This is a genomic window from Kitasatospora sp. NPDC101176, from assembly GCF_044768035.1.
Lineage (GTDB): Bacteria > Actinomycetota > Actinomycetes > Streptomycetales > Streptomycetaceae > Kitasatospora.
In genome coordinates this window covers 28419-51904 of record NZ_JBIWPA010000028.1, presented here as the reverse complement: position 1 = coordinate 51904, position 23486 = coordinate 28419, and the positions used below count along the sequence as shown (strand labels likewise).

The 23486-nt window shown below is 72.1% G+C and carries 22 protein-coding genes; 17 read left to right on the top strand and 5 right to left on the bottom strand.

The genetic code is table 11. The features are described from left to right. The first annotated feature begins 74 nt into the window (after nt 1-74). The 7 genes from ACIRS1_RS29660 to ACIRS1_RS29630 all read left to right on the top strand — a co-directional run bounded on the left by ACIRS1_RS29660 (nt 75) and on the right by ACIRS1_RS29630 (nt 8418). Nucleotides 75-1004, top strand: a complete 930-nt coding sequence (locus ACIRS1_RS29660) for an enhanced serine sensitivity protein SseB C-terminal domain-containing protein (protein WP_402845080.1) — start codon at nt 75-77, stop codon at nt 1002-1004. Nucleotides 1005-1476: 472 nt separating this feature from the next. Then, nucleotides 1477-2466 carry an ABC transporter permease gene (locus ACIRS1_RS29655; protein ID WP_360204765.1) on the top strand — a complete coding sequence of 330 codons (990 nt, stop codon included), beginning with the start codon at nt 1477-1479 and terminating at the stop codon, nt 2464-2466. Nucleotides 2467-2518: 52 nt separating this feature from the next. Continuing rightward, the gene (locus ACIRS1_RS29650; protein WP_360204767.1) at nt 2519-4285 is read left to right on the top strand and encodes an ABC transporter substrate-binding protein; all 1767 of its coding nucleotides are present in this window, start codon (nt 2519-2521) and stop codon (nt 4283-4285) included. A gap of 98 nt (nt 4286-4383) precedes the next feature. Beyond that, nucleotides 4384-5394, top strand: coding sequence for an ABC transporter permease (locus tag ACIRS1_RS29645; protein WP_360204770.1), 1011 nt, complete (start codon nt 4384-4386; stop codon nt 5392-5394). Then, nucleotides 5391-6467, top strand: a complete 1077-nt coding sequence (locus ACIRS1_RS29640) for an ABC transporter ATP-binding protein (RefSeq protein WP_402845077.1) — start codon at nt 5391-5393, stop codon at nt 6465-6467. The genes ACIRS1_RS29645 and ACIRS1_RS29640 overlap by 4 nt, the downstream gene beginning before the upstream one ends. A 34-nt stretch (nt 6468-6501) precedes the next feature. After that, complete coding sequence (locus tag ACIRS1_RS29635; RefSeq protein WP_360204772.1) at nt 6502-7548, top strand: dipeptide ABC transporter ATP-binding protein; 1047 nt, start codon at nt 6502-6504, stop codon at nt 7546-7548. Between the two features lie 210 nt (nt 7549-7758). Beyond that, entirely contained in the window at nt 7759-8418 is a 660-nt protein-coding gene (locus ACIRS1_RS29630) for a trimeric intracellular cation channel family protein (RefSeq protein WP_360204775.1), read from the top strand. On the opposite strand, the gene ACIRS1_RS29625 is transcribed toward ACIRS1_RS29630, so the two are convergent. After that, nucleotides 8324-9112 (bottom strand): IclR family transcriptional regulator, encoded by a 789-nt coding sequence (locus ACIRS1_RS29625; RefSeq protein WP_402845076.1) that lies wholly within the window; start codon nt 9110-9112, stop codon nt 8324-8326. The genes ACIRS1_RS29630 and ACIRS1_RS29625 overlap by 95 nt on opposite strands. A 264-nt stretch (nt 9113-9376) precedes the next feature. On the opposite strand from ACIRS1_RS29625, the gene ACIRS1_RS29620 reads away from it, so the two are divergent. Next, nucleotides 9377-10558 carry a cysteine desulfurase family protein gene (locus ACIRS1_RS29620; RefSeq protein WP_387902186.1) on the top strand — a complete coding sequence of 394 codons (1182 nt, stop codon included), beginning with the start codon at nt 9377-9379 and terminating at the stop codon, nt 10556-10558. Nucleotides 10559-10621: 63 nt separating this feature from the next. Continuing rightward, nucleotides 10622-11776 carry a tRNA 2-thiouridine(34) synthase MnmA gene (gene mnmA, locus ACIRS1_RS29615; RefSeq protein WP_402845074.1) on the top strand — a complete coding sequence of 385 codons (1155 nt, stop codon included), beginning with the start codon at nt 10622-10624 and terminating at the stop codon, nt 11774-11776. Nucleotides 11777-12320: 544 nt separating this feature from the next. On the opposite strand, the gene ACIRS1_RS29610 is transcribed toward mnmA, so the two are convergent. The 3 genes from ACIRS1_RS29610 to ACIRS1_RS29600 form a co-directional block, all read right to left on the bottom strand. Next, nucleotides 12321-12461, bottom strand: coding sequence for a hypothetical protein (locus ACIRS1_RS29610; protein WP_402845072.1), 141 nt, complete (start codon nt 12459-12461; stop codon nt 12321-12323). After that, nucleotides 12458-12895 (bottom strand): ATP-binding protein, encoded by a 438-nt coding sequence (locus ACIRS1_RS29605; protein WP_402845070.1) that lies wholly within the window; start codon nt 12893-12895, stop codon nt 12458-12460. Before ACIRS1_RS29605 ends, ACIRS1_RS29610 begins: the two co-directional genes overlap by 4 nt. A 174-nt stretch (nt 12896-13069) precedes the next feature. Continuing rightward, the gene (locus ACIRS1_RS29600; protein WP_402845068.1) at nt 13070-13849 is read right to left on the bottom strand and encodes a GntR family transcriptional regulator; all 780 of its coding nucleotides are present in this window, start codon (nt 13847-13849) and stop codon (nt 13070-13072) included. A gap of 17 nt (nt 13850-13866) precedes the next feature. On the opposite strand from ACIRS1_RS29600, the gene ACIRS1_RS29595 reads away from it, so the two are divergent. Then, on the top strand, nt 13867-14328 hold the full coding sequence (locus tag ACIRS1_RS29595; RefSeq protein WP_402845127.1) for an NUDIX hydrolase: 462 nt from the start codon (nt 13867-13869) through the stop codon (nt 14326-14328). Nucleotides 14329-14363: 35 nt separating this feature from the next. Here ACIRS1_RS29595 and ACIRS1_RS29590 read toward each other — a convergent pair whose 3' ends face one another. Next, on the bottom strand, nt 14364-14957 hold the full coding sequence (locus ACIRS1_RS29590) for an MBL fold metallo-hydrolase (RefSeq protein ID WP_402845066.1): 594 nt from the start codon (nt 14955-14957) through the stop codon (nt 14364-14366). An 81-nt stretch (nt 14958-15038) separates the two neighbouring features. Here ACIRS1_RS29590 and ACIRS1_RS29585 point away from each other — a divergent pair, with 81 nt between their 5' ends. The 7 genes from ACIRS1_RS29585 to gatC all read left to right on the top strand — a co-directional run bounded on the left by ACIRS1_RS29585 (nt 15039) and on the right by gatC (nt 23486). Next, nucleotides 15039-16004, top strand: a complete 966-nt coding sequence (locus ACIRS1_RS29585) for a GlxA family transcriptional regulator (protein WP_402845064.1) — start codon at nt 15039-15041, stop codon at nt 16002-16004. Nucleotides 16005-16146: 142 nt separating this feature from the next. Then, nucleotides 16147-16671 carry a TIGR00730 family Rossman fold protein gene (locus ACIRS1_RS29580; RefSeq protein ID WP_360204786.1) on the top strand — a complete coding sequence of 175 codons (525 nt, stop codon included), beginning with the start codon at nt 16147-16149 and terminating at the stop codon, nt 16669-16671. A 12-nt stretch (nt 16672-16683) separates the two neighbouring features. Next, nucleotides 16684-17373 (top strand): SDR family oxidoreductase, encoded by a 690-nt coding sequence (locus tag ACIRS1_RS29575; RefSeq protein ID WP_360204788.1) that lies wholly within the window; start codon nt 16684-16686, stop codon nt 17371-17373. Between the two features lie 35 nt (nt 17374-17408). Next, entirely contained in the window at nt 17409-18419 is a 1011-nt protein-coding gene (locus ACIRS1_RS29570) for a methionine synthase (RefSeq protein WP_360204791.1), read from the top strand. Between the two features lie 19 nt (nt 18420-18438). Then, nucleotides 18439-20736: an NAD-dependent DNA ligase LigA gene (ligA, locus tag ACIRS1_RS29565; protein WP_402845061.1), complete on the top strand. Its 2298-nt coding sequence runs from the start codon at nt 18439-18441 to the stop codon at nt 20734-20736. A 295-nt stretch (nt 20737-21031) separates the two neighbouring features. Further along, nucleotides 21032-23026: a putative bifunctional diguanylate cyclase/phosphodiesterase gene (locus tag ACIRS1_RS29560; RefSeq protein ID WP_402845060.1), complete on the top strand. Its 1995-nt coding sequence runs from the start codon at nt 21032-21034 to the stop codon at nt 23024-23026. Between the two features lie 163 nt (nt 23027-23189). Continuing rightward, a complete protein-coding gene (gatC, locus tag ACIRS1_RS29555) occupies nt 23190-23486 on the top strand; it encodes an Asp-tRNA(Asn)/Glu-tRNA(Gln) amidotransferase subunit GatC (RefSeq protein ID WP_360204798.1) in 297 nt (98 codons plus the stop codon).

The window sequence follows — 23486 nt, the reverse complement described above, 5'->3', positions numbered from 1 at the left end:
GCCGCGCCATAGGGTGCGTGCAGACGGCCGACGGGCCGGCTGGGTTGAGGAAAGAGGCGCGGCGAGGTGGGCGCATGAGTGCGGGAGCGGTAGCGGGCGGTGCACCGGGGCCCTGGGGCCAGGCGTCCGCCGGGCGCCCCGGGGCGGATCCGGGCGCGCTGGAGCGTGCCCTGCGCGAGGTCGTGCCGGAGCGCTACGACGCGTACGAGCAGCTGCTGCACGCGCTGGCCGACGGGCAGGTGTGGATGCTGCTCTGGCACGGCACGCCGGGCAGCCCGGACGCCCAGTACGGGAACATGGAGATCAGCGGCCACGGCTACGCGCCGGCCGTCACCTCGCCCGAGCAGCTGGCGGCCTCCGGCTGGGCCCGGGCCCACGAGGTCATCTCCGGGCGGGAGATCGCGGCCTCGCTGTACCGGACGCGCTGGGGCCTGTGGCTGAACCCGCACGCGCCCGGCGGCGGGGTGGGCGTGCCGTGGGCGGACCTGCGCCGGATCGCGGCGGGCCTGGACCGGCTGCCGGCCGGTCCGCTGAAGCTGAGCGAGCCGCAGGTGAACGCCCAGCCGTTCTTCGCGCTGCTGGAGCGCCAGGCGGGTGAGGTGCGCGCGGTGCGCGCGCTGCGCCGGGCCTGGGTGCAGCCGGCGGTGGGGGAGCCGTACCTGGCGATCGGTCTGGACCTGTACGAGAGTTCGCCGCCGGCGGTGGAGGCGGTGCGCGCGCTGATGCAGCGGGCGATCGCGGTGGCCCCGGAGGGGCTGGCGGTGTCCACCGTGGCGATGGCGGACGAGTACGACCCGGTGGCGCTCTGGATGCGGGCCAACGCCCGCCCGTTCTACGACCGCGAGGGCGGCCGGCCGCCGGCGGCGACCGGGCCGTACCCGCCGGTGCCGCCCCCGACGTACCACTCGCAGCAGGCGCCGGGCTACGGCTACGGCACCCAGCCGCCCGGGCCGGGCTGGCACGGGCAGCCGCAGCAGCCGTGGCCGGGCTACCCCGGGCGCTGATTGCCGGAGCGACCACGGTCAGCGACTCCGGCAGACGTCATTTCCGCGAAGCCGACTTGATTGTCCGTCAAGTCGGCTTCGATGCTTTCCGGACGAATTTCCGATTCGGCCGTCCGGTCATCTTGACATGCCTGCTGCAGTCGTGTGAAGAGCGATATGCCGCAGATCGATGACGTGCATGCCAGCAGATCACAGTTGGGCATCTGTCGGTTGTCAGGTCTGGCGTAAGCCAAGTCGCATGGCAGAGAGTTCTGCGCAACGCACCGCGCATTGGAACCCCACAAAGGTGAGCGCGTACGCCGACCCGCTCGTCCACGCGAAGCCCATCCCGCGTGGTGGCAGTGCCTGTGCACGACGCACTGCCGCGAACACCCGCTCCTGCTAGCACCTTTCGCACGTCCGCAGCCGCACCGCCGAAGCCGGCGACCGGCACCCGTGGGCCGGCCACCGTCGGCGAGGGGACCAACTGACCATGACCGCATCCGTGACCACCGCCGGGAACGAACCGGAGGCAGCAGCCCCCGCCGGCCCGGCCAAGAAGATCGAGGGCCGCTCCCTCGGTCAGATCGCCTGGACCCGCTTCAAGCGGGACAAGGCCGCCGTCGTCGGCGGCGTCGTGGTGATCCTGCTCATCCTCCTCGCCGTACTGGCCAAGCCGATCGAGTCGCTGTTCGGGCTCGACCCGGACGCCCTCCACCAGGACCTCCTGGACGCCGACCTCGGCGGTCTGCCGTTCGGCGACTGGGGCGGCATGAGCTGGGACCACCCGCTCGGCGTCGACCCCCTGCAGGGCCGTGACCTGCTCACCCGCGTCATCGAGGGCTCCTGGGTCTCCCTGCTGGTCGCCTTCGGCGCGACCGTGCTGTCCAACACCATCGGCACCGTGCTCGGCATCATGGCCGGCTACTACGGCGGCTGGGTGGACACGCTGATCAGCCGCGTCATGGACGTCTTCCTCGCCTTCCCGCTGCTGCTGTTCGCCATCGCGATCTCGACCTCGCTCCAGGGCGGCGCGTTCGGCCTGCACGGCCTGCCGCTGCACATCCTGGTGCTGATCTTCGTGATCGGCTTCTTCAACTGGCCCTACATGGGCCGGATCGTGCGCGGACAGACGCTCTCGCTGCGCGAGCGGGAGTTCGTCCACGCGGCCCGCAGCCTCGGCGCCCGCGGCCCGTTCATCCTGTTCAAGGAGCTGCTGCCGAACCTGGTCGGTCCGATCCTGGTCTACTCGACCCTGCTGATCCCGACCAACATCCTCTTCGAGGCGGGGCTGAGCTTCCTCGGTGTCGGCATCCAGCCCCCGCAAGCCTCCTGGGGCGGGATGCTCCAGGACGCGATCCGGTACTACCAGGTGGACCCCCAGTACATGGTGGTCCCCGGCCTGGCGATCTTCATCACCGTGCTCGCCTTCAACCTGCTCGGCGACGGGCTGCGCGACGCCCTCGATCCCAAGAGCAACTGACGTTGCGTCAGGACCCTCCCTCCTCCACATCCTCAAGGGGTTGATCTCACCCATGCGTAGGTCCCGTACCGTCGCCCTGACCGCGGCGGCCGCCGCCGCGGTCCTGGTGGTCACCGGTTGCTCCAGCTCCTCCAAGAGCGGCGACTCCTCCTCCTCGTCCTCCTCCTCCGGCGGCGGCGGAGCCAACGCGGCCACCAAGAACATCGTCAACGCCTCGGACAAGAAGGGCGGGACGGTCACCTTCGAGATGAAGGGCACCCCGGACTCGCTCGACCCGGGCAACACGTACTACGCGTACATCTACAACTTCTCGCGTCTGTACGCCCGTCCGCTCACCACCTTCAACCCGGCCGCCGGCGAGGAGGGCAACAAGCTCGTCCCGGACCTCGCCGAGTCGCTCGGCGCGCCCAGCGCGGACGGCCTGAGCTGGACGTACAAGATCCGCAAGGGTCTGAAGTACGACGACGGCACCCCGATCACCTCGAAGGACGTCAAGTACGCCGTCGAGCGCTCCAACTTCGCGCCGGACGTGAACTCCAACGGCCCGACGTACTTCCACGACCTGCTGGTCGACAACGACACGCCGTACGCCGGCCCGTACAAGGACAAGACCGGCGACCTGAAGTCGATCGAGACGCCGGACGACACCACCATCGTCTTCCACCTGAAGCACCCGTTCGCGGACTTCGACTACCTGGTGAGCGCCCCGCAGACCGCTCCGGTCCCGCAGGCCAAGGACACCGGTGCCGACTACGTCAAGCACATCGTGTCCTCGGGCTCCTTCAAGTTCGAGTCCTACGAGGACGGCAAGCAGGCCGTCCTGGTCCCGAACACCAACTGGGACAAGAGCACGGACCCGATCCGGAAGCAGCTGCCGGACAAGATCCAGCTCAAGATGAACATCGACCAGGCCACCATCGACAAGGACCTGCTGGCCGGCAACGCCCAGGTCGACCTGGTGGGCGGCGGCGTCGACCCGCAGACCCAGGCGCAGATCCTGCAGAACCCGAAGCTGAAGGCCAGCACCGACAACGCCTACGGCGGCCGTCTGGTCTACCTGGCGATCAACTCCAAGGTCGCGCCGTTCGACAACGTCGACTGCCGCAAGGCCGTCCAGTTCGCGATCGACAAGGTCTCGGTCCAGACCGCCGAGGGCGGCCCGATCCGCGGCCAGATCGCCAACACGGTGCTCCCGCCGGACATCCCGGGCCACCAGGACTTCAACCTGTACGAGACCAAGGACAACAAGGGTGACGAGGCCAAGGCCAAGGACGCCCTGAAGGCCTGCGGCAAGGACGGCATCAACACCGTCATCTCGGCCCGCACCGAGCGCGCCACCGAGGTCGCCGCCGCCACCTCGATCCAGGCCGCGCTGAAGAAGGTCGGCATCAACGCCGAGATCCAGCAGTACCCGCAGGGCAAGTACCTCACCGACAGCGCCGGTGCCCCGCAGTTCACCCAGGACCACAACATCGGTCTGATGATGATGCAGTGGGGTGCGGACTGGCCGACCGGCTACGGCTTCCTGCAGCAGGTCGTCGACGGCCGCGCGATCAAGCCGTCCGGCAACAGCAACCTGTCCCAGCTGGACGACCCGGCCGTCAACAAGATGATCGACGACGCCGCGATCAACCCGGACAAGAACGCCCGCGAGAAGATCTACGGCGACATCGACAAGAAGGTCATGGAGCAGGCGGTCATCGTCCCGCTGACCTACTTCAAGGTCTTCCTGTACCGCCCGGACAACGCCACCAACATCGCCTCCACCCCGGCGTTCTCGGGTGAGTACGACTACCTGAACATCGGCACCACCAAGTAAGAGCCTGGCTCCGCATCCCTGAAGGCAGGTGAAGGCAGCGGCGCCCGCCGCCGTCCGGAGGATCCCGGACGGCGGCGGGCCGCCGGAGCCGCCCAACTGTGTTTGCCTACATCATCCGCAGGATCCTCGCGGCGGTGATTCTGCTGCTGGTCGTCAGCGCCGTCACCTTCGCGATCTTCTTCCTGCTCCCGCGCATCGCCGGCGAGACGGCCGACCAACTGGCCGCCCAGTACATCGGGAAGAACCCCTCCCCGGAGGCGATCGCGGCGGTCAAGCAGAACCTCGGCCTCGACCAGCCGCTGTACACCCAGTACTGGAACTTCCTCAAGGGCCTCGTCAGCGGCGCCGAGTACAAGTTCGGGCCGGAACCGGCCACCTGCCACGTCCCCTGCTTCGGCTACTCCTTCAAGAACCACCTGGAGGTCTGGCCCGAGCTGTCCAAGCGGATCCCGGTCACCATCTCGCTCGCCACCGGTGCGGCCGTGCTGTGGCTGGTCTCCGGCGTCGCCACCGGCGTCGTCTCCGCCCTCAAGCCGCGGTCGATCTTCGACCGGCTCTCCATGGGCGTCGCCCTCGCGGGCGTCTCGCTGCCGGTCTTCTTCACCGGCGCGCTGCTGCTCACGCTGTTCAGCTACGAGTGGCCGATCCTGGACAACCTGCAGTACGTCGACTTCACCGACAACCCGCTGATGTGGGCCCGCAACCTGATCCTCCCCTGGATCTCGCTGGCCTTCCTCTACTCCGCGCTCTACGCCCGGCTCACCCGCGCCGGAATGCTGGAGACCATGAGCGAGGACTACATCCGCACCGCCCGGGCCAAGGGTCTGGCCGAGCGCAAGGTCGTCACCCGGCACGGGCTGCGCGCCGCGCTCACCCCGATCGTCACCATCTTCGGCATGGACCTCGGGCTGCTGCTCGGCGGCGCGCTGATCACCGAGCAGGTCTTCTCGCTCCAGGGCGTCGGCCAGTTCGCCGTCCAGGCGATCTCCGACAACGACCTGCCCAAGATCCTCGGCGTCACCCTGCTGGCCGCCTTCTTCATCGTCGCCTGCAACCTCGTGGTCGACCTCCTGTACGCCCTCGTCGACCCCCGGGTGAGGCTCTCGTGACCGAGCTCCAGAAGACCACGGCAGCCGCCGCCCCGCAGTCGGCACCGACCGGCGACCCGTTCCTGTCCGTGCGCGACCTGCGGATCCACTTCGACACCGACGACGGCCTGGTCCGCTCGGTCGACGGGGTCAGCTTCGACCTGCACAAGGGGCGCACCCTCGGCATCGTCGGCGAGTCCGGCTCCGGCAAGTCCGTCACCTCGCTCGGCATCATGGGCCTGCACCGCTCCAAGCGGGCCCGGATCAGCGGCGAGATCCTGCTCAACGGCGAGGACCTGATCGCGGCCGGCCCGGACCGGGTGCGCCAACTGCGCGGCCGCGAACTGGCGATGATCTTCCAGGACCCGCTGACCGCGATGCACCCCTACTACACGGTGGGGCAGCAGATCGTCGAGGCCTACCGGGTGCACCACCCCGAGGCCGGCAAGAGGCAGGCCCGGGCCCGCGCGATCGAGATGCTCGACCGGGTCGGCATCCCGCAGCCCGACCGCCGGGTCGACGACTACCCGCACCAGTTCTCCGGCGGCATGCGCCAGCGCGCGATGATCGCCATGGCCCTGGTCAACGACCCCTCGCTGCTGATCGCCGACGAGCCCACCACCGCCCTGGACGTCACCGTCCAGGCGCAGATCCTGGACCTCATCCGCGACCTCCAGGAGGAGTTCGGCTCCGCCGTCATCATCATCACCCACGACCTCGGGGTCGTCGCCGAACTGGCCGACGACATCCTGGTCATGTACGGCGGCAAGTGCGTCGAGCGCGGACCGGCGGAAACCCTCTTCGACGCGCCCGAACACCCCTACACCTGGGGCCTGCTGGGCTCGATGCCGCGCCTGGACCGGGAGCTGCAGGACCGGCTCGTCCCGGTCAAGGGCACCCCGCCCAGCCTGATCAACGTGCCGACGGGCTGCGCCTTCCACCCGCGCTGCCCGTACGCCGCCCTGACCGACGGGCGCTCCGGCAGCGAGCTCCCGGTGCTGGCCGAGGCCGCGCCCGGGCACTACGCGGCCTGCCACCTGCCGGCCGCCGAGCGGCACCGCATCTTCGCCGAAGAGATCGCGCCCCGGCTGTGAGCCCGGCCTCGTACCACCTTTCTGGAGAGAACCGATGACGGACACCCAGACGGCGCCGATCCCGTCGCCGGCCCCCGCCCCCGACCGCGAGCCGCTGCTCCGGGTGACCGGCCTGACCCGGCACTTCCCGATCCGCAGCGGGCTGATGCGGCGCCAGACCGGTGCGGTCCGGGCCGTCGACGGCATCGACTTCACCGTCAACGCCGGCGAGACGCTCGGCGTCGTCGGCGAGTCCGGCTGCGGCAAGTCGACCATGGGCCGACTGGTCACCCGGCTCGACGAACCGACCGGTGGGAAGATCGAGTTCGAGGGCACCGACATCACCCACCTGAGCGTCGGGGCGATGCGGCCGCTGCGCCGCGACATCCAGATGATCTTCCAGGACCCGTACTCCTCGCTGAACCCGCGGCACACGGTCGGCACCATCGTCGGCGCCCCGTTCAAGCTGCAGAACGCGGTGCCCGCGGGCGGGCTCAAGAAGGCCGTCCAGGAGCTGCTGGAGCTGTGCGGCCTCAGCCCCGAGCACTACAACCGCTACCCGCACGAGTTCTCCGGCGGCCAGCGCCAGCGCATCGGCATCGCCCGGGCGCTCGCCCTCAAGCCGAAGATGATCGTCGCGGACGAGCCGGTCTCCGCCCTCGACGTCTCCATCCAGGCCCAGGTGGTCAACCTGCTGGACGACCTCCAGCAGGAGCTCGGCCTGACCTACCTGATCATCGCGCACGACCTCTCGGTGGTCCGGCACGTCTCCGACCGGGTCGCCGTGATGTACCTCGGCAAGGTCGTGGAGATCGCCGACCGGGACTCGCTCTACCGCAGCCCGATGCACCCGTACACCAACGCGCTGATGTCCGCGGTGCCGGTCCCCGACCCGCGCCGCCGCCAGCGCGCCGGGCGCGAGCGGATCCTGCTCACGGGCGACGTCCCCTCCCCGATCAACCCGCCCAGCGGCTGCCGCTTCCGCACCCGCTGCTGGAAGGCACAGGACGTCTGCGCCAGCCAGGAACCGCCGCTGACCGCGCTGAAGACCGGGCACCAGGTGGCGTGTCACTTCCCCGAGCAGGGCGAGGGGAACGACTAGCGGGGTCCCGAGCAGGGGGAGGGGAACGACTAGCGGGTTCCCGAGCAGGGCGAGGGGAACGACTAGCGGGGTCCCGAGCAGGGCGAGGGGAACGACTAGCGGGGTCCCGAGCAGGGCGAGGGGAACGACCGGCCGGGGCCCGCCCCCCCGCCGGCCGTTCCCGCACCCGCCCGCGGAGGGGAGGGTTCCGCACAGGTCATAGTTGTTCCCGTGACCTCGCAGATCTTCCCCTCCGACGTGCAGCAGTCGCTCGACCTCGCCGGCATCTTCGTCTTCGCCCTCTCCGGAGGGCTGCTCGCCGTCCGCAAGAACATGGACATCTTCGGCATCTGTGTCCTGGCCGAGGTCACGGCCCTCGGCGGCGGCGTGATGCGCGACCTGGTGATCGGCGCGACGCCGGTCGCCGCCTTCAGCAACTTCGGCTACTTCGTCACGCCGCTGGTGGCCGCGTCCGTGGTGTTCTTCCTGCACCCCGAGGTCGAGCGGATCAACCGGGCCGTCCAGACCCTCGACGCCCTCGGCCTCGGCCTGTTCTGCGTCACCGGCACCGCCAAGGCCCACGACTACGGCCTCGGCGCCGTCGCGGCCGTCGCCCTCGGCATGGTCACCGCGGCCGGCGGCGGCGTCATCCGCGACGTGCTGGCCGGCGAGATCCCCTCGCTGCTGCGCTGGGACCGCGAGATCTACGCCGTCCCCGCCCTCGTCGGCGCCGCCCTCGTCGCGGTGCTGATCGGCGCCGACCGGCTCACCGGCCTCACCGGCACGGCCGCCGCGCTCACCGCCTTCGTGCTGCGGATGCTCGCCCTGAAGTACGGCTGGCGCGCCCCGCGGGCCTGGCACCGCAACGGTTCTCGCACCAGCGAGGAGTAGGCGAGCCGCCGTACGCGAGCGAGATCGCCTCCGCCGTGCAGAGCAGCTCCGGCACCATCCGGGCCAGCTCGGCCGGCGGCACCCGGCTGGCGGGGGCGCTCAGCGCGCAGGCCGCGACCGTCCGGCCGCCGCTGCCCACCACCGGCGCGGCCACGCACGTCACCGGCTCCCGGTGCTCGGCCGACTCGGCCGCCCAGCCCCGCCGGCGGACCGCCGCCAGCTCGGCCGGCAGCTCCTCCTCGGGGGTGCCGTCCTCCGGCAGCCCGGCCAGCAGCACCCGGCCGATCGCCGTCCCGCCGGCCGGCGCCCGGCGCCCGATCCGGGACGTCCACCCGGCGCCGGGGGCCGCCCAGTCACCGGCCACCTCGTCCAGGTACAGCACTTCGCCGTCCTGCAGGACGGCCAGCTGGACGGTGACCCCGCAGCGCGCGTTGAGCGCAGCCAGGTACGGCGCGGCGACCTGTCGGACGTCGATCTCCTCCAGCGCCCGGTGTGCCAGCGAGAGCACCCGGCCGCCGACCCGGTAGCGCAGGTCCGGCAGGCGCTGGGCGAAGCCGTGCTCCTCCAGGGTGCGCAGCAGCCGCAGCGCCGTGGACTTGTGCACCCCGATGCTGGTCGCCGCCTGCTCCAGGGTGACCGGGCCGTCGCCGAGCGACCCGAGCAGCGTCAGGGCGCGATCGACCGACTGCGACATGGCGCCCCCGCTCCTGTCCGCGCCGATGGTTCCGCGCCGATGGTGAAGTGCCCCGCGACGCGTCCGTCGGACCGTCCGCGGGAGGTGTCCGTCAGGCTAACCGTTCGGGCACACAACGGGTCAAACGGGGACCGGACGCCACCGTCCGCTGGCCGCGGCCACCCGGGCCGGCGCGGAGGTGGCCGGATCGGTGCGCACGCGGGTGGCCGATAGGTGCGCACACCGGGACGGGCCCGCGGGCGGGCCCACTACAATCGGGGGGTTATGCCATACCTGGACCATGCGGCGACCACGCCGATGCTGCCCGAGGCGTTCGCCGCGATGACGGCGCACCTGGGGGTGGTCGGCAACGCCTCGGCCCTGCACGCGGCCGGCCGCCGCGCCCGCCGGGTGGTCGAGGAGGCCCGCGAGTCGCTGGCCGACTCGCTCGGCGCCCGCCCGAGCGAGATCGTCCTCACCGGTGGCGGCACCGAGTCCGACAACCTGGCCGTCAAGGGCCTGTACTGGGCCCGCCGCGACGCCGACCCGGGCCGCACCCGGGTGCTGTGCAGCCCGGTCGAGCACCACGCGGTGCTGGACGCGGTGCACTGGCTCTCCGAGCACGAGGGCGCCGACGTCGAGTACCTGCCGGTCGACGCGTACGGCCGGGTGCACCCTGAGGTGCTGCGCGCCTCGATCGAGCGTGACCCGGCGTCCGTCGCCCTGGTCACCGTGATGTGGGCGAACAACGAGGTCGGCACCGTCCAGCCGGTGCGCGAACTCGCCGCCGTCGCAAGCGAGTACGGCATCCCGATGCACGCCGACGCGGTGCAGGCGCTCGGTCAGGTCCCGGTCTCCTTCGCCGAGTCGGGGCTCACCGCGCTCACCGTCACCGGGCACAAGATCGGCGGCCCGTTCGGCATCGGAGCGCTGCTGCTCTCCCGCGGCGCCTCGCCCGTCCCGCTGCTGCACGGCGGCGGCCAGGAACGCGACGTCCGCTCCGGCACCCTGGACGCGCCCGGCGCGGCCGGCTTCGCCGCGGCCGCGGTCTCGGTCGTGAAGCACCGCGAGGAGCACGCGGCGACGCTCGGCGCGCTGCGCGACGAACTCGTCGCCGAGGTGCTCGCCGCCGTGCCGGACGCCGTCCTCAACGGCGACCCGTCGGCCGGCGGCAGGCTGCCCGCCAACGCCCACTTCTCCTTCCCCGGCTGCGAGGGCGACGCGCTGCTGATGCTCCTCGACGCCCAGGGCATCGAGTGCTCCACCGGCTCCGCCTGCTCGGCCGGGGTGCCCCAGCCCAGCCACGTGCTGCTCGCCATGGGCGTCGACCCGCTGCTCGCCCGCGCCTCGCTGCGCTTCTCGCTCGGGCACACCTCGGTGCGGGAGGACGTGACGGCGCTGGCGGAGGCCATCGGGCCGGTCGTCCAGCGGGCGCGCAACGCCGGGCTGGCGTCGGTGCGCAGGTAGGCGTTTCCCGGGCGGGCGTTCCCGGCCGGGCATGTTCGGCGGCCCCGTACTCTTGTAGTCACCATGACTGACTTCCCGGGTGCCCCGACCACACCGTCCACCGGCCGCCTGCGCGTGCTCGCGGCGATGTCCGGCGGAGTCGACTCCGCCGTCGCCGCCGCCCGCGCCGTCGAAGCGGGTCACGAGGTGACCGGCGTCCACCTGGCGCTCTCCGCCAACCCGCAGTCCTTCCGGACGGGCGCCCGCGGCTGCTGCACCATCGAGGACTCCCGGGACGCCTGGCGGGCCGCCGACGTCATCGGCATCCCGTTCTACGTCTGGGACCTCGCGGAGCGCTTCCGCGAGGACGTCATCGACGACTTCGTCGCCGAGTACGCGGCCGGGCGGACCCCGAACCCGTGCCTGCGCTGCAACGAGAAGATCAAGTTCGCCGCGCTGCTGGACAAGGCGGTGGCCCTAGGCTTCGACGCCGTCTGCACCGGCCACTACGCCCGGATCGTCGACCTGCCGGACGGCTCCCGAGAGCTGCACCGGGCGGTCGACGGCGCCAAGGACCAGTCCTACGTCCTCGGCGTGCTGGACGCGGACCAGCTCGCCCACTCGCTCTTCCCGCTCGGTGACACCACCAAGGAGGAGATCCGGGCCGAGGCCGAGCGCCGGGGCCTCGCGGTGGCGAAGAAGCCCGACAGCCACGACATCTGCTTCATCGCCGACGGAGACACCCAGGGCTTCCTGGCCAAGCACCTCGGCACCGCCACCGGCGACATCCTGGACACCGACGGCACCAAGCTCGGCGAGCACGACGGCGCGTACGGCTTCACCATCGGTCAGCGCAAGGGCCTGCGGATCGGCCGCCCGGCCGCCGACGGCAAGCCGCGCTACGTCCTCGACATCTCCCCGGTGAACAACACCGTGACCGTCGGCCCGGTCGAGGGGCTCGACGTCACCGGCCTCACCGCCATCCGCCCCCGCTGGTGCGGCACCGAGCCGCTCGCGGACGGGCGTTACACCGCCCAGCTGCGCGCCCACGGCGAGGAGGTGCCGGTCTCGGCCTCGGTGGTCGACGGCGAACTCCGGGTCAGCCTCGACACCCCCGTGCGCGGCATCGCCCCCGGCCAGGCCGTGGTGCTCTACGACGGCACCCGCGTCGTCGGCTCCGCCACCATCGCCGCGACGGAGCGCCCGGCTGTTCCGGCCGTCCCGGCCGTCGAGGTCTGAGCGGGGCCGGCGGCGGCCGGGCGGTCATCCGCAGGGATGACACCACTGAATCCCGCGGATGACCGGGGCGGCAGAGAGCGTTCATCCGGCTGATTCGAAGGCTCGGGCCACGAACCTAGCCTCAAGGCCATGAAGCGAACCCGCCGAATCGCGGCCCTGGCCGCCCTCGTCCTCGCCCTGCCCCTCCCGCTGGCCGGGGCCGCGACGGCCTCGCCTTCTTGTGCTTCGGCTCGGGCGCCGGCCGCGCCCCGTCGGGGGACGGCTTGCTCGTGCCGGGGTCCTTCTTACCCCCGTGCTTGCCGCCGCTGCTCTTGTCGGTTCCCCAGCCCATGGGTCCTCCTGCGATCGGTTCGTTGTGGGCGCTGCGGTTGTGTGGTGGTGCGCCGAGCCCCTACCGGTCCGGCGGCCGGGGGGTGGGCGGGCTCGGCGGCTGCGGCCTGGGCGGCTTCGGGTCGCGCTCGGACATGCCGGTGCTCCTTTCGAGGTGAGGGGAGACGGGTGGTGGTCCCGCTCGCGCCGTCGGACCGGCGGCGCGAGCGGGGGTTCAGTGGGCGCGCTTGATCAGCACCAGAGCCGCGACGAGGACGTGCAGCCCGGCGGCAGCGGACACCCCGACAGCGGCCCAGACCCGGGCGGGGTCGGGTGCCGGTCGCGGATCGCGCTCGGGTTCGGGGTGCTGGTTCACCGGCGAGTCGTCGTGGGCGCCGGGAGGTCGGCGTGGACGACCTTTCCGAACGGCAGGAGCGTGACGCCCCAGCGGCCGTGCGTGAGCCGGTGGACCATGGCGAGCCCCCGACCGGAGGTCGCGGCCGTCCCGGCCCGGATCATCACGGGCATCACCCGGGACCCGTCCCCGACCAGGATGCGGACGACCCGGTCACTCGGCCGACGAGCGGCGACGACAAGACGCGTCTGACACCCGGTCTTCACGGAGTTGGTGACTAACTCGCCGACGATCAGCGAGGCGTCGTCCACCAGTTCGTCCAGTCGCCACTCCCGCAGCTTCCCGCAGACGAACCGCCGTGCGGCGCCGACCGATTCGGGCAGGTAGGGCAGAGACAATTCGGCCGCCGTCGGCACCGGCACCAGCCCGGCGCCGGAAGTCGTGTGAGTCTTCATCAAGGCGTCGTGCACGGGAGCTCCAAGGTGTCGGCCTCGAACACGGCCATCTCCTCTAGATGAGGTATTGCCATGCACTCATGTACATGAGAGGCAGGTAGGCCCTACTCCTGTACATGAGTCAACCCGCTGCGAGAGTGTGCTCGCAGCGGGCCGGCGTCAGGTGATCACGCGTCAGTCATGTGCGGGAAAGCGGTAGTCGAGAACGAACTGGTCCGCGGCCATGACGGTGTCGCACACCTCTACCACGCGGCCATCCGCGCTGACGGCGTTACGGATGAGGTGGAGCACTGGTGCGCCCGGGCTCAGTGCAAGTGCTTTGGTCTCAGGCTTGGTTGCGAGCCTGGCCTGCACGGACTCGGTGAACTCGGCGAGGGAGTGGCCGTGCTCTTCGAGGCGGGCATAGATACCGCCGCCGCCAGGGTTCTCGGCAAAGACTTCAGGAATGTCCTTGACCACGTCCCACGGCAGATACGACGTGGCCTCCTCGGTAGGGATGCCGTCGCGGAAGTATCGGCGCTTACGGGCGAGCACCTGGGTGCCGCTGGGCAGGCCCAGGCGAACGGCGATCTCCGGAGGTGCTGCCGTGGGGCCGACGAACAGGACGATGACAGACGGGACGCCGCCGGACGTCTCCGCTTCCGCAAGGTAAGCAGCTTTGCCGGCCGTGCGGTGGGCACGGCGGAATCGGTCCGCAGACTTCCGTTGAACTGGTGGGCGGGAGCGTACGAATGAACCTCGACCGTGATGCGTCTCGACGAGCTGAGCCGTTCGGAGTTCGGCGATGGCTTTGCGAACCGTCCCGGATGCGACGCCGTACCGTTGCATGAGTTCGGCCTCGCTTGGCACGGTTGCACCGGGCGCGAGGGAGCCCGATTTGATCTGTGCGGCGAGGTCGGCCGCGATCTGCAGGTACTTCGCTGTGGCCGACGAGGCCAGGTCATCACTCGCCATAGTCCTTCAGGGCTCCTATTCTCCTGCACATGAGTAACAGCGCCGGGAAGGCCCAGTCAACGCCGCTCCACTCGGTGTCCGTCGCCGGGGCGGTGGTGCGTGAGGATGGTCGGGTGCTGGCGATCCGCCGGGCTGACAACGGGACCTGGGAGCCGCCGGGCGGGGTGTTGGAGCTGACGGAGACCGTCGAGGACGGCCTGTGCCGGGAAGTCTACGAGGAGACCGGACTCAAGGTTCGCGTGGAACGGCTGACTGGCGTCTACAAGAACGTGAGACGCGGAATCGTCGCCCTGGTCTTCCGCTGCCGACCGGAAAGCGGGATCGAGCAGCTCTCAGAAGAGACGCTCGAAGTCGGCTGGCTCACGCCGGCCGAGGTCTCCGACCGTATGGCGGAGGTCTATGCCGTGCGGCTGTTGGATGCGCTGCGGGACGATCCGGCGCCGGTCATCCGCAACCACGACGGTCGGCAGCTGCTGTGACCTGGCGGCCGGGGTCTTCGCCGGGCCCGGCACGGCTAGAGCGGGGGGTTGTCGCCGGGGGTGAACGGGGCGCCGTGGCCGGGGACGATGACGTCGGCCGCGGCCAGGACCCGGCGGCGGGAGGCGCGCAGCGTCTCGCGGTCGGGGGCGACCGGGTCGTCGGCGGGGCCGTGCTGGTGCCACCACAGGTCGCCGGCGAAGGCGACCACACCCGCCTCCGTACCGGCCAGCAGGGTGATGTCCTCGTGGCTGTGGCCCGGAGTGCGGATGAGCCGCAGGGACGGGGTGAGTTCGTAGCCCTCGGCGTCCCGGTTGGTCCAGTGGTGGCCCTGGTACTCGACCTTGTGGTCATGCACCCGGGCTTTGCCGAAGAGGCCGACGTTCATGGTGTTGTCGGGGTGGTGGTGGCTGAGCACGACGTCGGTGATGTCGCCGGGGCCGAGGCCGAGTGCGGCGAGCGGGCCGAGGATGTCGTCGTGGCTCGCGACCATGCCCGGGTCGAAGATCACGTGCCGTCCGGCGTCCGTGACGTAGGAGACGGTGGCGGCGACCCCGGGGCCGGTGGAGCCGACGTAACCGGTGGTCAGGACCTGGTACTCGGCGCTGCGGCCGAGGGGTGCGTCGTTCATGCCCCGATCCTGTCCGGCCCGGCGACCCCCGACGAGTGGCACGGATGCCGTTGATCGCAGGAAATGTGCCAGCATCCACGGATGGCTCCCTTCACCACCGTCGCCGCGTACGTCCCGCCCGGTGTCGGCATGCTGGCCGTCGGCATCGTCGCCGAGGTGTTCGGCCCGCACGGGCAGCAGGCGCCGGGCTTCGACTTCGCCCTGTGCGCGGACCGGGCGGGCAGCGTGCCGACCGACCTCGGCGTGCCGATCGCGGTCGAGCACGGCCTGGACCGGCTGGCCGCCGCAGACCTGGTGCTCGTCCTGCCCGGGGCGGAGTTCCGGACGCCGCCCCCGCCCGCCGTGCTCGAAGCGCTGGCGGCCGCGCACGAGCGCGGTGCGCTGGTGGCCGCCCACTGCGTCGGCGCCTTCGCGCTGGCCGCGGCCGGGCTGCTCGACGGCCGCCGGGCCACCACGCACTGGCGGTTCGCCGACCTGCTGGCCCGCACGTACCCGGCCGTCACCGTCGCACCGGACGCCCTCTACCTCGACGAGGGGCGGATCACCACGGGGGCGGGCGCCGCCGCGGGCTTCGACCTGTGCCTGCACCTGATCCGGCGCGAGCACGGCACGGCCCTGGCCAACCGCATCGCCCGCGACATGGTGCTGCCCTCGCACCGGGACGGCGGGCAGGCCCAGTACCTGGCGGCCCCCGTCCCGGAGGACGGCGAGGACGAACGCCTGGCCGGGGTGCTGGCCTGGGCCCGGGAGCACCTCCACGAGCCGCTGCCGGTGGCGGAGTTGGCCCGGCGGGCGATGATGAGCAAGCGTTCCTTCGCCCGCCGTTTCACCGCGGCCACCGGCACCACCCCGCACGCCTGGCTGCGGGAGCTGCGGCTGGGCGCCGCCGAGGAACTCCTGGAGACGACGGCCCTGCCGGTCGAGGAGGTCGCCCGCCGGGTCGGCTACGGCAGCGCGGCCGTCCTGCGCGAGCAGTTCGTCCGCCGCCGCGGAGTCCCGCCCCGCACCTACCGCCGGGCGTTCACCCGCGTCGCGCACGAGGACTGACCTCCGGCCGCGGCCGCCAGCGCACCTCGCCGTGCCAGCGGCGGTGCACCGGCGGTCGCGCCGACCGGCAGGGCGGTGGGCCGCCGTCGGCGGGTAATGCCGGTGAGCCCCGGCCGCGGGCCGTGATAGACCAGGGAGCACTATGAACATCACTGTCTTCTGCTCCGCGTACTCGCTCGACGACCGCTACTCGGCCCCCGCCGCCGAGTTCGCCCGGCTCCTGGGGGAGGGCGGGCACACCCTGGTCTGGGGAGGGTCGAACGCCGGGCTGATGGGGCTGCTCGCCGACGAGGTGAAGGCGGCCGGCGGCCGGCTGGTCGGCGTGATGGTCGAGATGCTGAAGCACAAGGGCTACGTCGGTGCGGACGAGCTGGTGATGACCGCCGACCTCGCCGCGCGGAAGGCGGAGCTGGCCGCGCGGGCGGACGCGATCGTCGTCCTGGTGGGCGGGCTGGGCACGCTGGACGAGGTCACCGAGGTGCTGGAGCTCAAGAAGCACGGCATGTTCGAGAAGCCGGTGGTCGTCCTGGACACCGAGGGCTTCTACACGGGTCTGCGGACCCAGCTGGAGCGGATGGACGCCGAGGGATTCCTGCCCCGGCCGCTCGCCGAGCTGATCGGCTTCGCCGACACCCCGGCCCAGGTCTTCGAGCAGCTCAAGGCCTGAGAGGATCGGGCCATGGCTGCACATCTGATCACCGGCGCCGGCTCCGGCATCGGCGCCGTCCTGGCCGGGAAGCTCGCCGAGCGCGGGGACGACCTCTGGCTGCTGGCCCGTGACGCACGGCGGGCCGCCGAGCTGCGGGAGCGCTTCCCCGGGGCGCGGACCCTGGTCGGCGACCTCGGCGACCCGGCGAAGCTGTCCTGGGCCTTCGGCCACCAGGCGCTGCCCGGCGAGCTGGACTCGCTGCTGCACGTGGCGGGCGTCGTCGAGCTGGGCACGGTGGGGGACCTGCCGGTGAAGGCCTGGCAGGAGACGCTGAACGTCAACCTGGTCGCCCCCGCCGAGCTGACCAGGCTGCTGCTGCCCTCGCTCCGGCTGGCCAAGGGCCACGTCGTCTTCGTCAACTCCGGCGCCGGCCTGAACGCCCACGCGGAGTGGTCCGCGTACGCGGCGAGCAAGCACGGCCTGAAGGCGCTGGCCGACGCGCTGCGCCAGGAGGAGCACGCGGGCGGTGTCCGGGTCACCTCCGTCTACCCGGGCCGCACCGCGACCGCGATGCAGGTGAAGGTGCACCAGCAGGAGGGCCGGGAGTACGACGCCGGCCGATGGATCGAGCCGGAGTCCGTCGCCAGGGCGGTGCTGGCCGCCCTGGACGCCTCCCGGGACGCGGAGATCACCGACATCACCGTCCGCCCCGGGCGCTGACCGCGGGGCCGGCGCCGCGCACTAGGCTCGGACGGGTGAGCACTCCACACCCCTTCCCCGACCTGCGCGGCGCCGCCACCGGCGTCGGTTCGCTGCCCGGCACCGACGCCCGGGAGGCCGCCAAGACCTCCACCGGGGCGCTGGAGCACCTGCCGTTCCTGCCCGAGCTGCCGGCGCGCGGCCCGGGCGCCGACATGATCGGCCGCGGCGCCGGCTTCCTGGTCGAGCTGTTCGCGCAGACCGAGCCCAGCGGCTGGCGGTTCACCGACCGCCCCGGCCGGGACACCCGGCGGGCCCACTCCTGGCTGGGCGAGGACCTGGACGCCCTGGAGGAGTTCACCCAGGGCTACCGGGGCGCGCTCAAGGTGCAGGCCGTCGGCCCGTGGACGCTGGCGGCGAGCATCGAGCTGAAGCACGGCGAGAAGGCGCTCTCCGACCACGGCGCCTGCCGGGACGTCGCCGGATCGCTGACCGAGGGCCTGCGCCGCCACCTGGCCGACGTCCGCAAGCGGATCCCGGGCGCCGAGGTCGTCCTCCAGCTCGACGAGCCGTCGCTGCCGGCCGTGCTGGCCGGTTCGGTGAGGACGGCCAGCGGGTTCCAGCGGCTGCGCTCGGTGGACCGGCAGGTCGCCGAGGAGGTGCTGCGCGAGGTGGTCCGCGCCCTGGACGCACCGGTCGTCGTGCACAGCTGCGCGCCCGACGTCCCGATCCCGCTGCTGCGCCGCGCCGGAGTGGCCGGGATCTCGCTGGACTTCTCCCTCCTCACCGAGCGCTCGGACGACGACCTGGGCGAGGCCGTGGAGGCGGGTACGACCTTCCTCGCCGGTGTCGTCCCCTCCACTGACCAGGGAGTGTCCGACCCGGCCGGTAGTGTCCAGGGTGTCAGGACCTTGTGGCGCAGGCTCGGGTTCGCTCCGGAGCTCCTGGGCCGCCGCGTGCTGGTGACGCCGACCTGCGGGCTGGCCGGGGCCTCCCCGGCGTACGCGCGCAGGGCGCTGTCGCAGAGCGTGCGGGCGGCGCAGAGCCTGGTGGACAACCCGGAATGAGATCGTAGGAGGGCTTGCGGTGGAGGCTGTCGAGGGCTGGGAGGACGTCGCGGCGGAGGTGCGCCGCCGGCACGCCGAGCTGGCGCAGGAGATCACCGACCACCGGGTCCGCTACTACGAGCAGGACGCCCCGGTCGTCAGCGACTCCGAGTTCGACGTCCTGATGCGCGAGCTGGAGGCGCTGGAGGCCGAGCACCCGGCCCTGGTCACCCCGGAGTCCCCGACGCAGCGGGTCGGCGGCGCGCCCACCGGGCTGTTCGCCGCGGTCGAGCACCGCGAGCGCCTCCTCAGCCTCGACAACGCGATGGACGACGAGGAGCTCGCGGCCTGGGCCGAGCGCGTCGCCACCGAGCTGCACGGCATCGACTACCACTACCTGTGCGAGCTCAAGGTGGACGGCCTGGCCGTCAACCTCACCTATGAGAACGGCCAGTTGGTGCAGGCGGCGACCCGCGGCGACGGCCGGGTGGGCGAGGACATCACCGCGAACGTCCGGACCATCAAGGAGATCCCGCAGCAGCTGAAGGGCGAGAACGTCCCCGAGCTGGTGGAGATCCGCGGCGAGGTCTACTTCCCGACCGAGGCCTTCGAGGCGCTGAACGCCTCCTTCGTGGCGGAGAACGAGCGCCGGCGCCTGGAGAACGAGGAGCGCGCCCGGGAGGGCAAGCGGCCCCGGGCCCTGATCCGGCTGTTCATGAACCCGCGCAACGCCGCCGCCGGCTCGCTGCGCCAGAAGGACCCGCTGGTCACCGCCTCCCGCCCGCTGCACATGGTGGTGCACGGCATCGGCGCCCGGGTGGGCTTCGAGATCGACGACCAGTCGCACGCCTACCGGTTGCTGCACGACTGGGGCCTGCCCACGGCCCGGCACAACAGGGTCGTCGGGACGCTCGACGAGGTGCGGGCCTTCATCCGGCACTTCGGCGAGCAGCGGCACTCCGTCGAGCACGAGATCGACGGCGTCGTGGTCAAGGTGGACGAGATCGCCCTGCAGGGCCGGCTCGGCGCCACCTCCAAGTCCCCGCGCTGGGCGATCGCCTGGAAGTACCCGCCGGAGGAGGTCACCGGCAGGCTGGCCGAGATCAAGGTCGGCATCGGCCGGACGGGCCGGGCCACCCCGTACGCGGTGCTGGCCGAGCCGGTGAAGGTGGCCGGCTCGATGGTGCAGTACGCGACGCTGCACAACCAGGAGGTGGTGAAGGCCAAGGGCGTGCTGCTGGGCGACACGATCGTGCTGCGCAAGGCCGGTGACGTCATCCCGGAGATCCTCGGCCCGGTGGAGAGCCTGCGGGACGGCACCGAGCGGGAGTTCGTGATGCCCTCGCACTGCCACGAGTGCGGGGCCGAGCTGCGCCCGATGGCCGAGGGGGACATCGACCTGCGCTGCCCCAACGCCCAGTTCTGCCCGGCCCAGATCCGCGAGCGGATCGCCTTCCTGGGCGGGCGCTCCTCGCTGGACGTCGAGGGCCTCGGCTACGTCGCGGCCACCGCGCTGACCCAGCCGCTGGAGCCGGCCGAGGCGCCGGTGAAGGACGAGGGCGACATCTTCGGGCTGTCGATGGAGCAACTGCTGCCGATCCAGGTGCTGGTGCGGGACCAGAAGACGGGCATGCCCAAGCTGGACGACCGCACCGGCGAGGAGAAGCGGGCCACCTTCTTCGCCAACCAGAAGGGCGAGCCCAAGAAGACGGCCGGGATCCTGCTGGAGAACCTGGAGCGGGTGAAGGACCGTCCGCTCTGGCGGTTCCTCAACGGCCTCTCGATCCGGCACGTGGGCCCGGTCGCGGCCCAGGAGCTGGCCCGCGAGTTCCGCGACCTGGACCGGATCTTCTCGGCCACCGAGGAGGAGCTGGCCGCGGTCGAGGGCGTCGGGCCGATCATCGCCCGTTCGGTGGTCGAGTGGTTCCAGGAGGACTGGCACCGGGAGATCCTGGAGAAGTGGCGTGCCGCCGGCGTCCGCTTCACCGAGGAGTTCGCGGACGAGGAGGAGGCGGAGCGCCCGCTGGAGGGGCTGACGGTGGTGGTCACCGGCACCCTGGCCGGGCACACCCGGGACGGCGCCAAGGAGGCGCTGACCTCGCGTGGTGCGAAGGTGACCGGCTCGGTGTCGAAGAAGACCGATTTTGTCGTCGCCGGTGACAACCCCGGGTCCAAGTTCGACAAGGCCGTTCAGCTCGGCCTGCCCGTCCTGGACGACGCGGGCTTCGCGGTGCTGCTCGCCGACGGCCCGGCCGCGGCCCGCGCCCACCTGGGCCTGCCCGAGGCCGGGGAGGCCCCCGCCGGGGCCGCGGAGGAGGCCGCCCCGAACGCCGGGTGACCGAATCCGTCTTGTTATCGTCCTGATGCAACGTCACCGGGTGTCGCGCCGTGAAAGCGGGCATTGTGTCACTGTGCGACATCCAGGCGCGGTGGCGCGTTTCCGGTTGTCCGAAAGTCTGCCCACCGGGTGGGCCCCGGCATACCCTGGAGCGCAACAGAGTGTCAGCAGGGGTGGGGGCACCGGCTGAGCCGGTACTCCGCGGGGTCGCTCCATGCCCGGCAGCTGTCGGTACCGGCACGGTGCCTCACCGTAAGGCGGCCTGACGGGGCGGGCCCGACGGAGGACAGGGCTTATGGATCGTACGACCGGCGGTGCGCCCACACGCCCGCCGCAGGGGGTGGCGGGTGCGGTCCTGCTGCTCGGCGTGCTGCTGGCCGGTGCTGCGCCGCTCATCCCGCTGGCCGTCCTGGTCTACCGGTACGAACCCGAACTGCTGCCGCTGTTCGCGGTGCCGCTGGCGGTGCTGGTCGCCGCCTGGCGGATCGCCCGCGACCGCGCCCGCGACCAGCTGACCGACCCGCTGACGGACCTGCCCAACCGTCAGGCCCTGCTGATGGCGGCACAGGAGGCGATCGCGGAGCGCGAGGACGGCTACAGCGTCGGTCTCATCCTGCTCGACCTCGATCGGTTCCGGTCGCTCAACGACACCCTCGGCCACACCGCCGGGGACCGGCTGCTGGTGCACATCGCCCGCCGGCTGCACCGCGCGCTGCGCTCCGGCGGCCCGGCCGGCAGCGCCACCCGGGAGTCGATCGACGACGTCTTCGCCGGCCTGCCCCGGCACTACCGGCGCGGCCGCCCGATGGTGGCCCGGATGGGCGGCGACGAGTTCGCCGTGCTGCTGCCCGGCATCAACTGCCCGGACAGTCTGGAGCGGGTCGCCAAGGCGCTGATCGCCGAACTCGCCGCACCGATCCGACTGGACGGGCTGCTGCTGGTGCTGGAGGCCAGCGCCGGGGTCTGCGTCTACCCGCAGCACGCCCAGGACGCCGAGTCGCTGCTGCGCCGGGCCGACGTGGCGATGGGCCACGCCCAGCGCGGCTGCAGCGGCGTCGCCCAGTACGACGAGACCCAGGACGCCGACACGCCCTACCGGATAGGGCTGCTGGGGGACCTGCGCCGGGCCCTGGAGACCGGCGAGGTGCAGCTGCACTACCAGCCGAAGGTGGCCTTCGACGGCCGGGTGGTCGGCCTGGAGGCGCTGCTGCGCTGGGAGCGCCCCGGCCAGGGGCGGGTCTCGCCGGACGAGTTCGTCGGGCTCGCCGAGTCCAGCGGCCTGATGCCGCGGCTCACCGACTACGTGCTGGAGGCGGCGGTCGGCCAGCTCGCCTACTGGCGGGACCAGGGCCTGCAGGTGCAGGTCGCGGTCAACGTCTCGCCGCGCGACGTGCTCAACCCGGGCTTCGCCCAGCGGGTGGCCGGCCACCTCGTGCGCCATCAGGTGCCGGCCCACGCGCTCCAGTTGGAGATCACCGAGCGGCTGCTGCTGGACGACTCCCGGCGGGCCGCCGACACCCTCGCCGAACTGCGCGGCTACGGCGTCGGGATGTCCCTGGACGACTTCGGCACCGGCCACTCCTCGCTGGTGCGGCTGCGCAGCCTGCCGGTCGGCGAGCTGAAGATCGACCGCTCGTTCGTCTCCCGGATGGTCGCCGACGACCACGACGCGGCGGTGGTCCGCTGCTCGGTGGAGCTGGCGCACTCGCTGGGCCTGACGGTGGTCGCCGAGGGCGTCGAGGACGACGAGACCTGGGAGCGGCTGCACTGCATGGGCGTGGACGCCGTCCAGGGCTGGCTGGTGTCGGCCGCGCTGCCGGCCGAGCAGGCGACCGCCTGGCTGCGGGTGCACCGCACCGGGGCCCCGCCGGTGGAGCGGCTGGCCACCCCGTCGGGTCAGCTGCCGTCCGGACTGAAGGCGGTCCAGGGCGGGTCCGCGCTGCCCGGCCAGTCGGTGCTGCCGCCGGCCCGCAAGGCCGTCCACCCGGTACCGGTCGTGCAGGGCGTCCCCGCGGTCCAGGCCGTCCCGGTCGCGCAGGCCGTCCCGGTCGTGCCGCCGGCCGTCCAGCCCGCCGTGCCGCCGGTGCTGCCGCCGGCCCTCCCCCCGGTGCTGCCGCCGGCCGCGCAGGCGGTCCAGGGCGCGGCAGCCGTCCATCCGGTGCCCGTCGTCCAGCCGGTGCCCGCCGCGCAGGCCGTCCAGACCGCGCCCGTGCCGCACCAGATGCCCGGCGCACCGCGGGAGATCAAGGCGCCGGGGGCGCAGAGTTGGGCCCGCAGCGGGCCGCAGTGACGGCCGCGCGGCTCACTCGTTGGCCGGTGGCCGGGCCGGGCCCCATAGGATGGGGTCCCAAGACCATGAGGAAGGAGCGCCGGGACCGGCTGCTCCTGCCCGGGCCCGGTGCCGCCTGAGGGTGGCGGCGGGCCTCACCAGAACTCACCCTGAGGATCGCTGCATGCCTGGCATCACGCGCGAGGAGGTCGCCCACCTCGCCCGGCTGTCGCGTCTTGAGCTGAAGCCCGAAGAGCTGGACCACTTCGCCGAGCAGCTCGACGTGATCATCGGCGCGGTCGCCCGCGTTTCCGAGGTCGCCGGACAGGACGTCCCGCCGACCTCCCACCCGCTCCCGCTGACCAACGTCATGCGCGCGGACGAGGTGCGCCCGTCGCTCACCCCGGACGAGGCGCTGTCCGGCGCCCCGGCCGCCGAGGAGCAGCGTTTCCGTGTGCCGCAGATCCTCGGGGAGGACTGA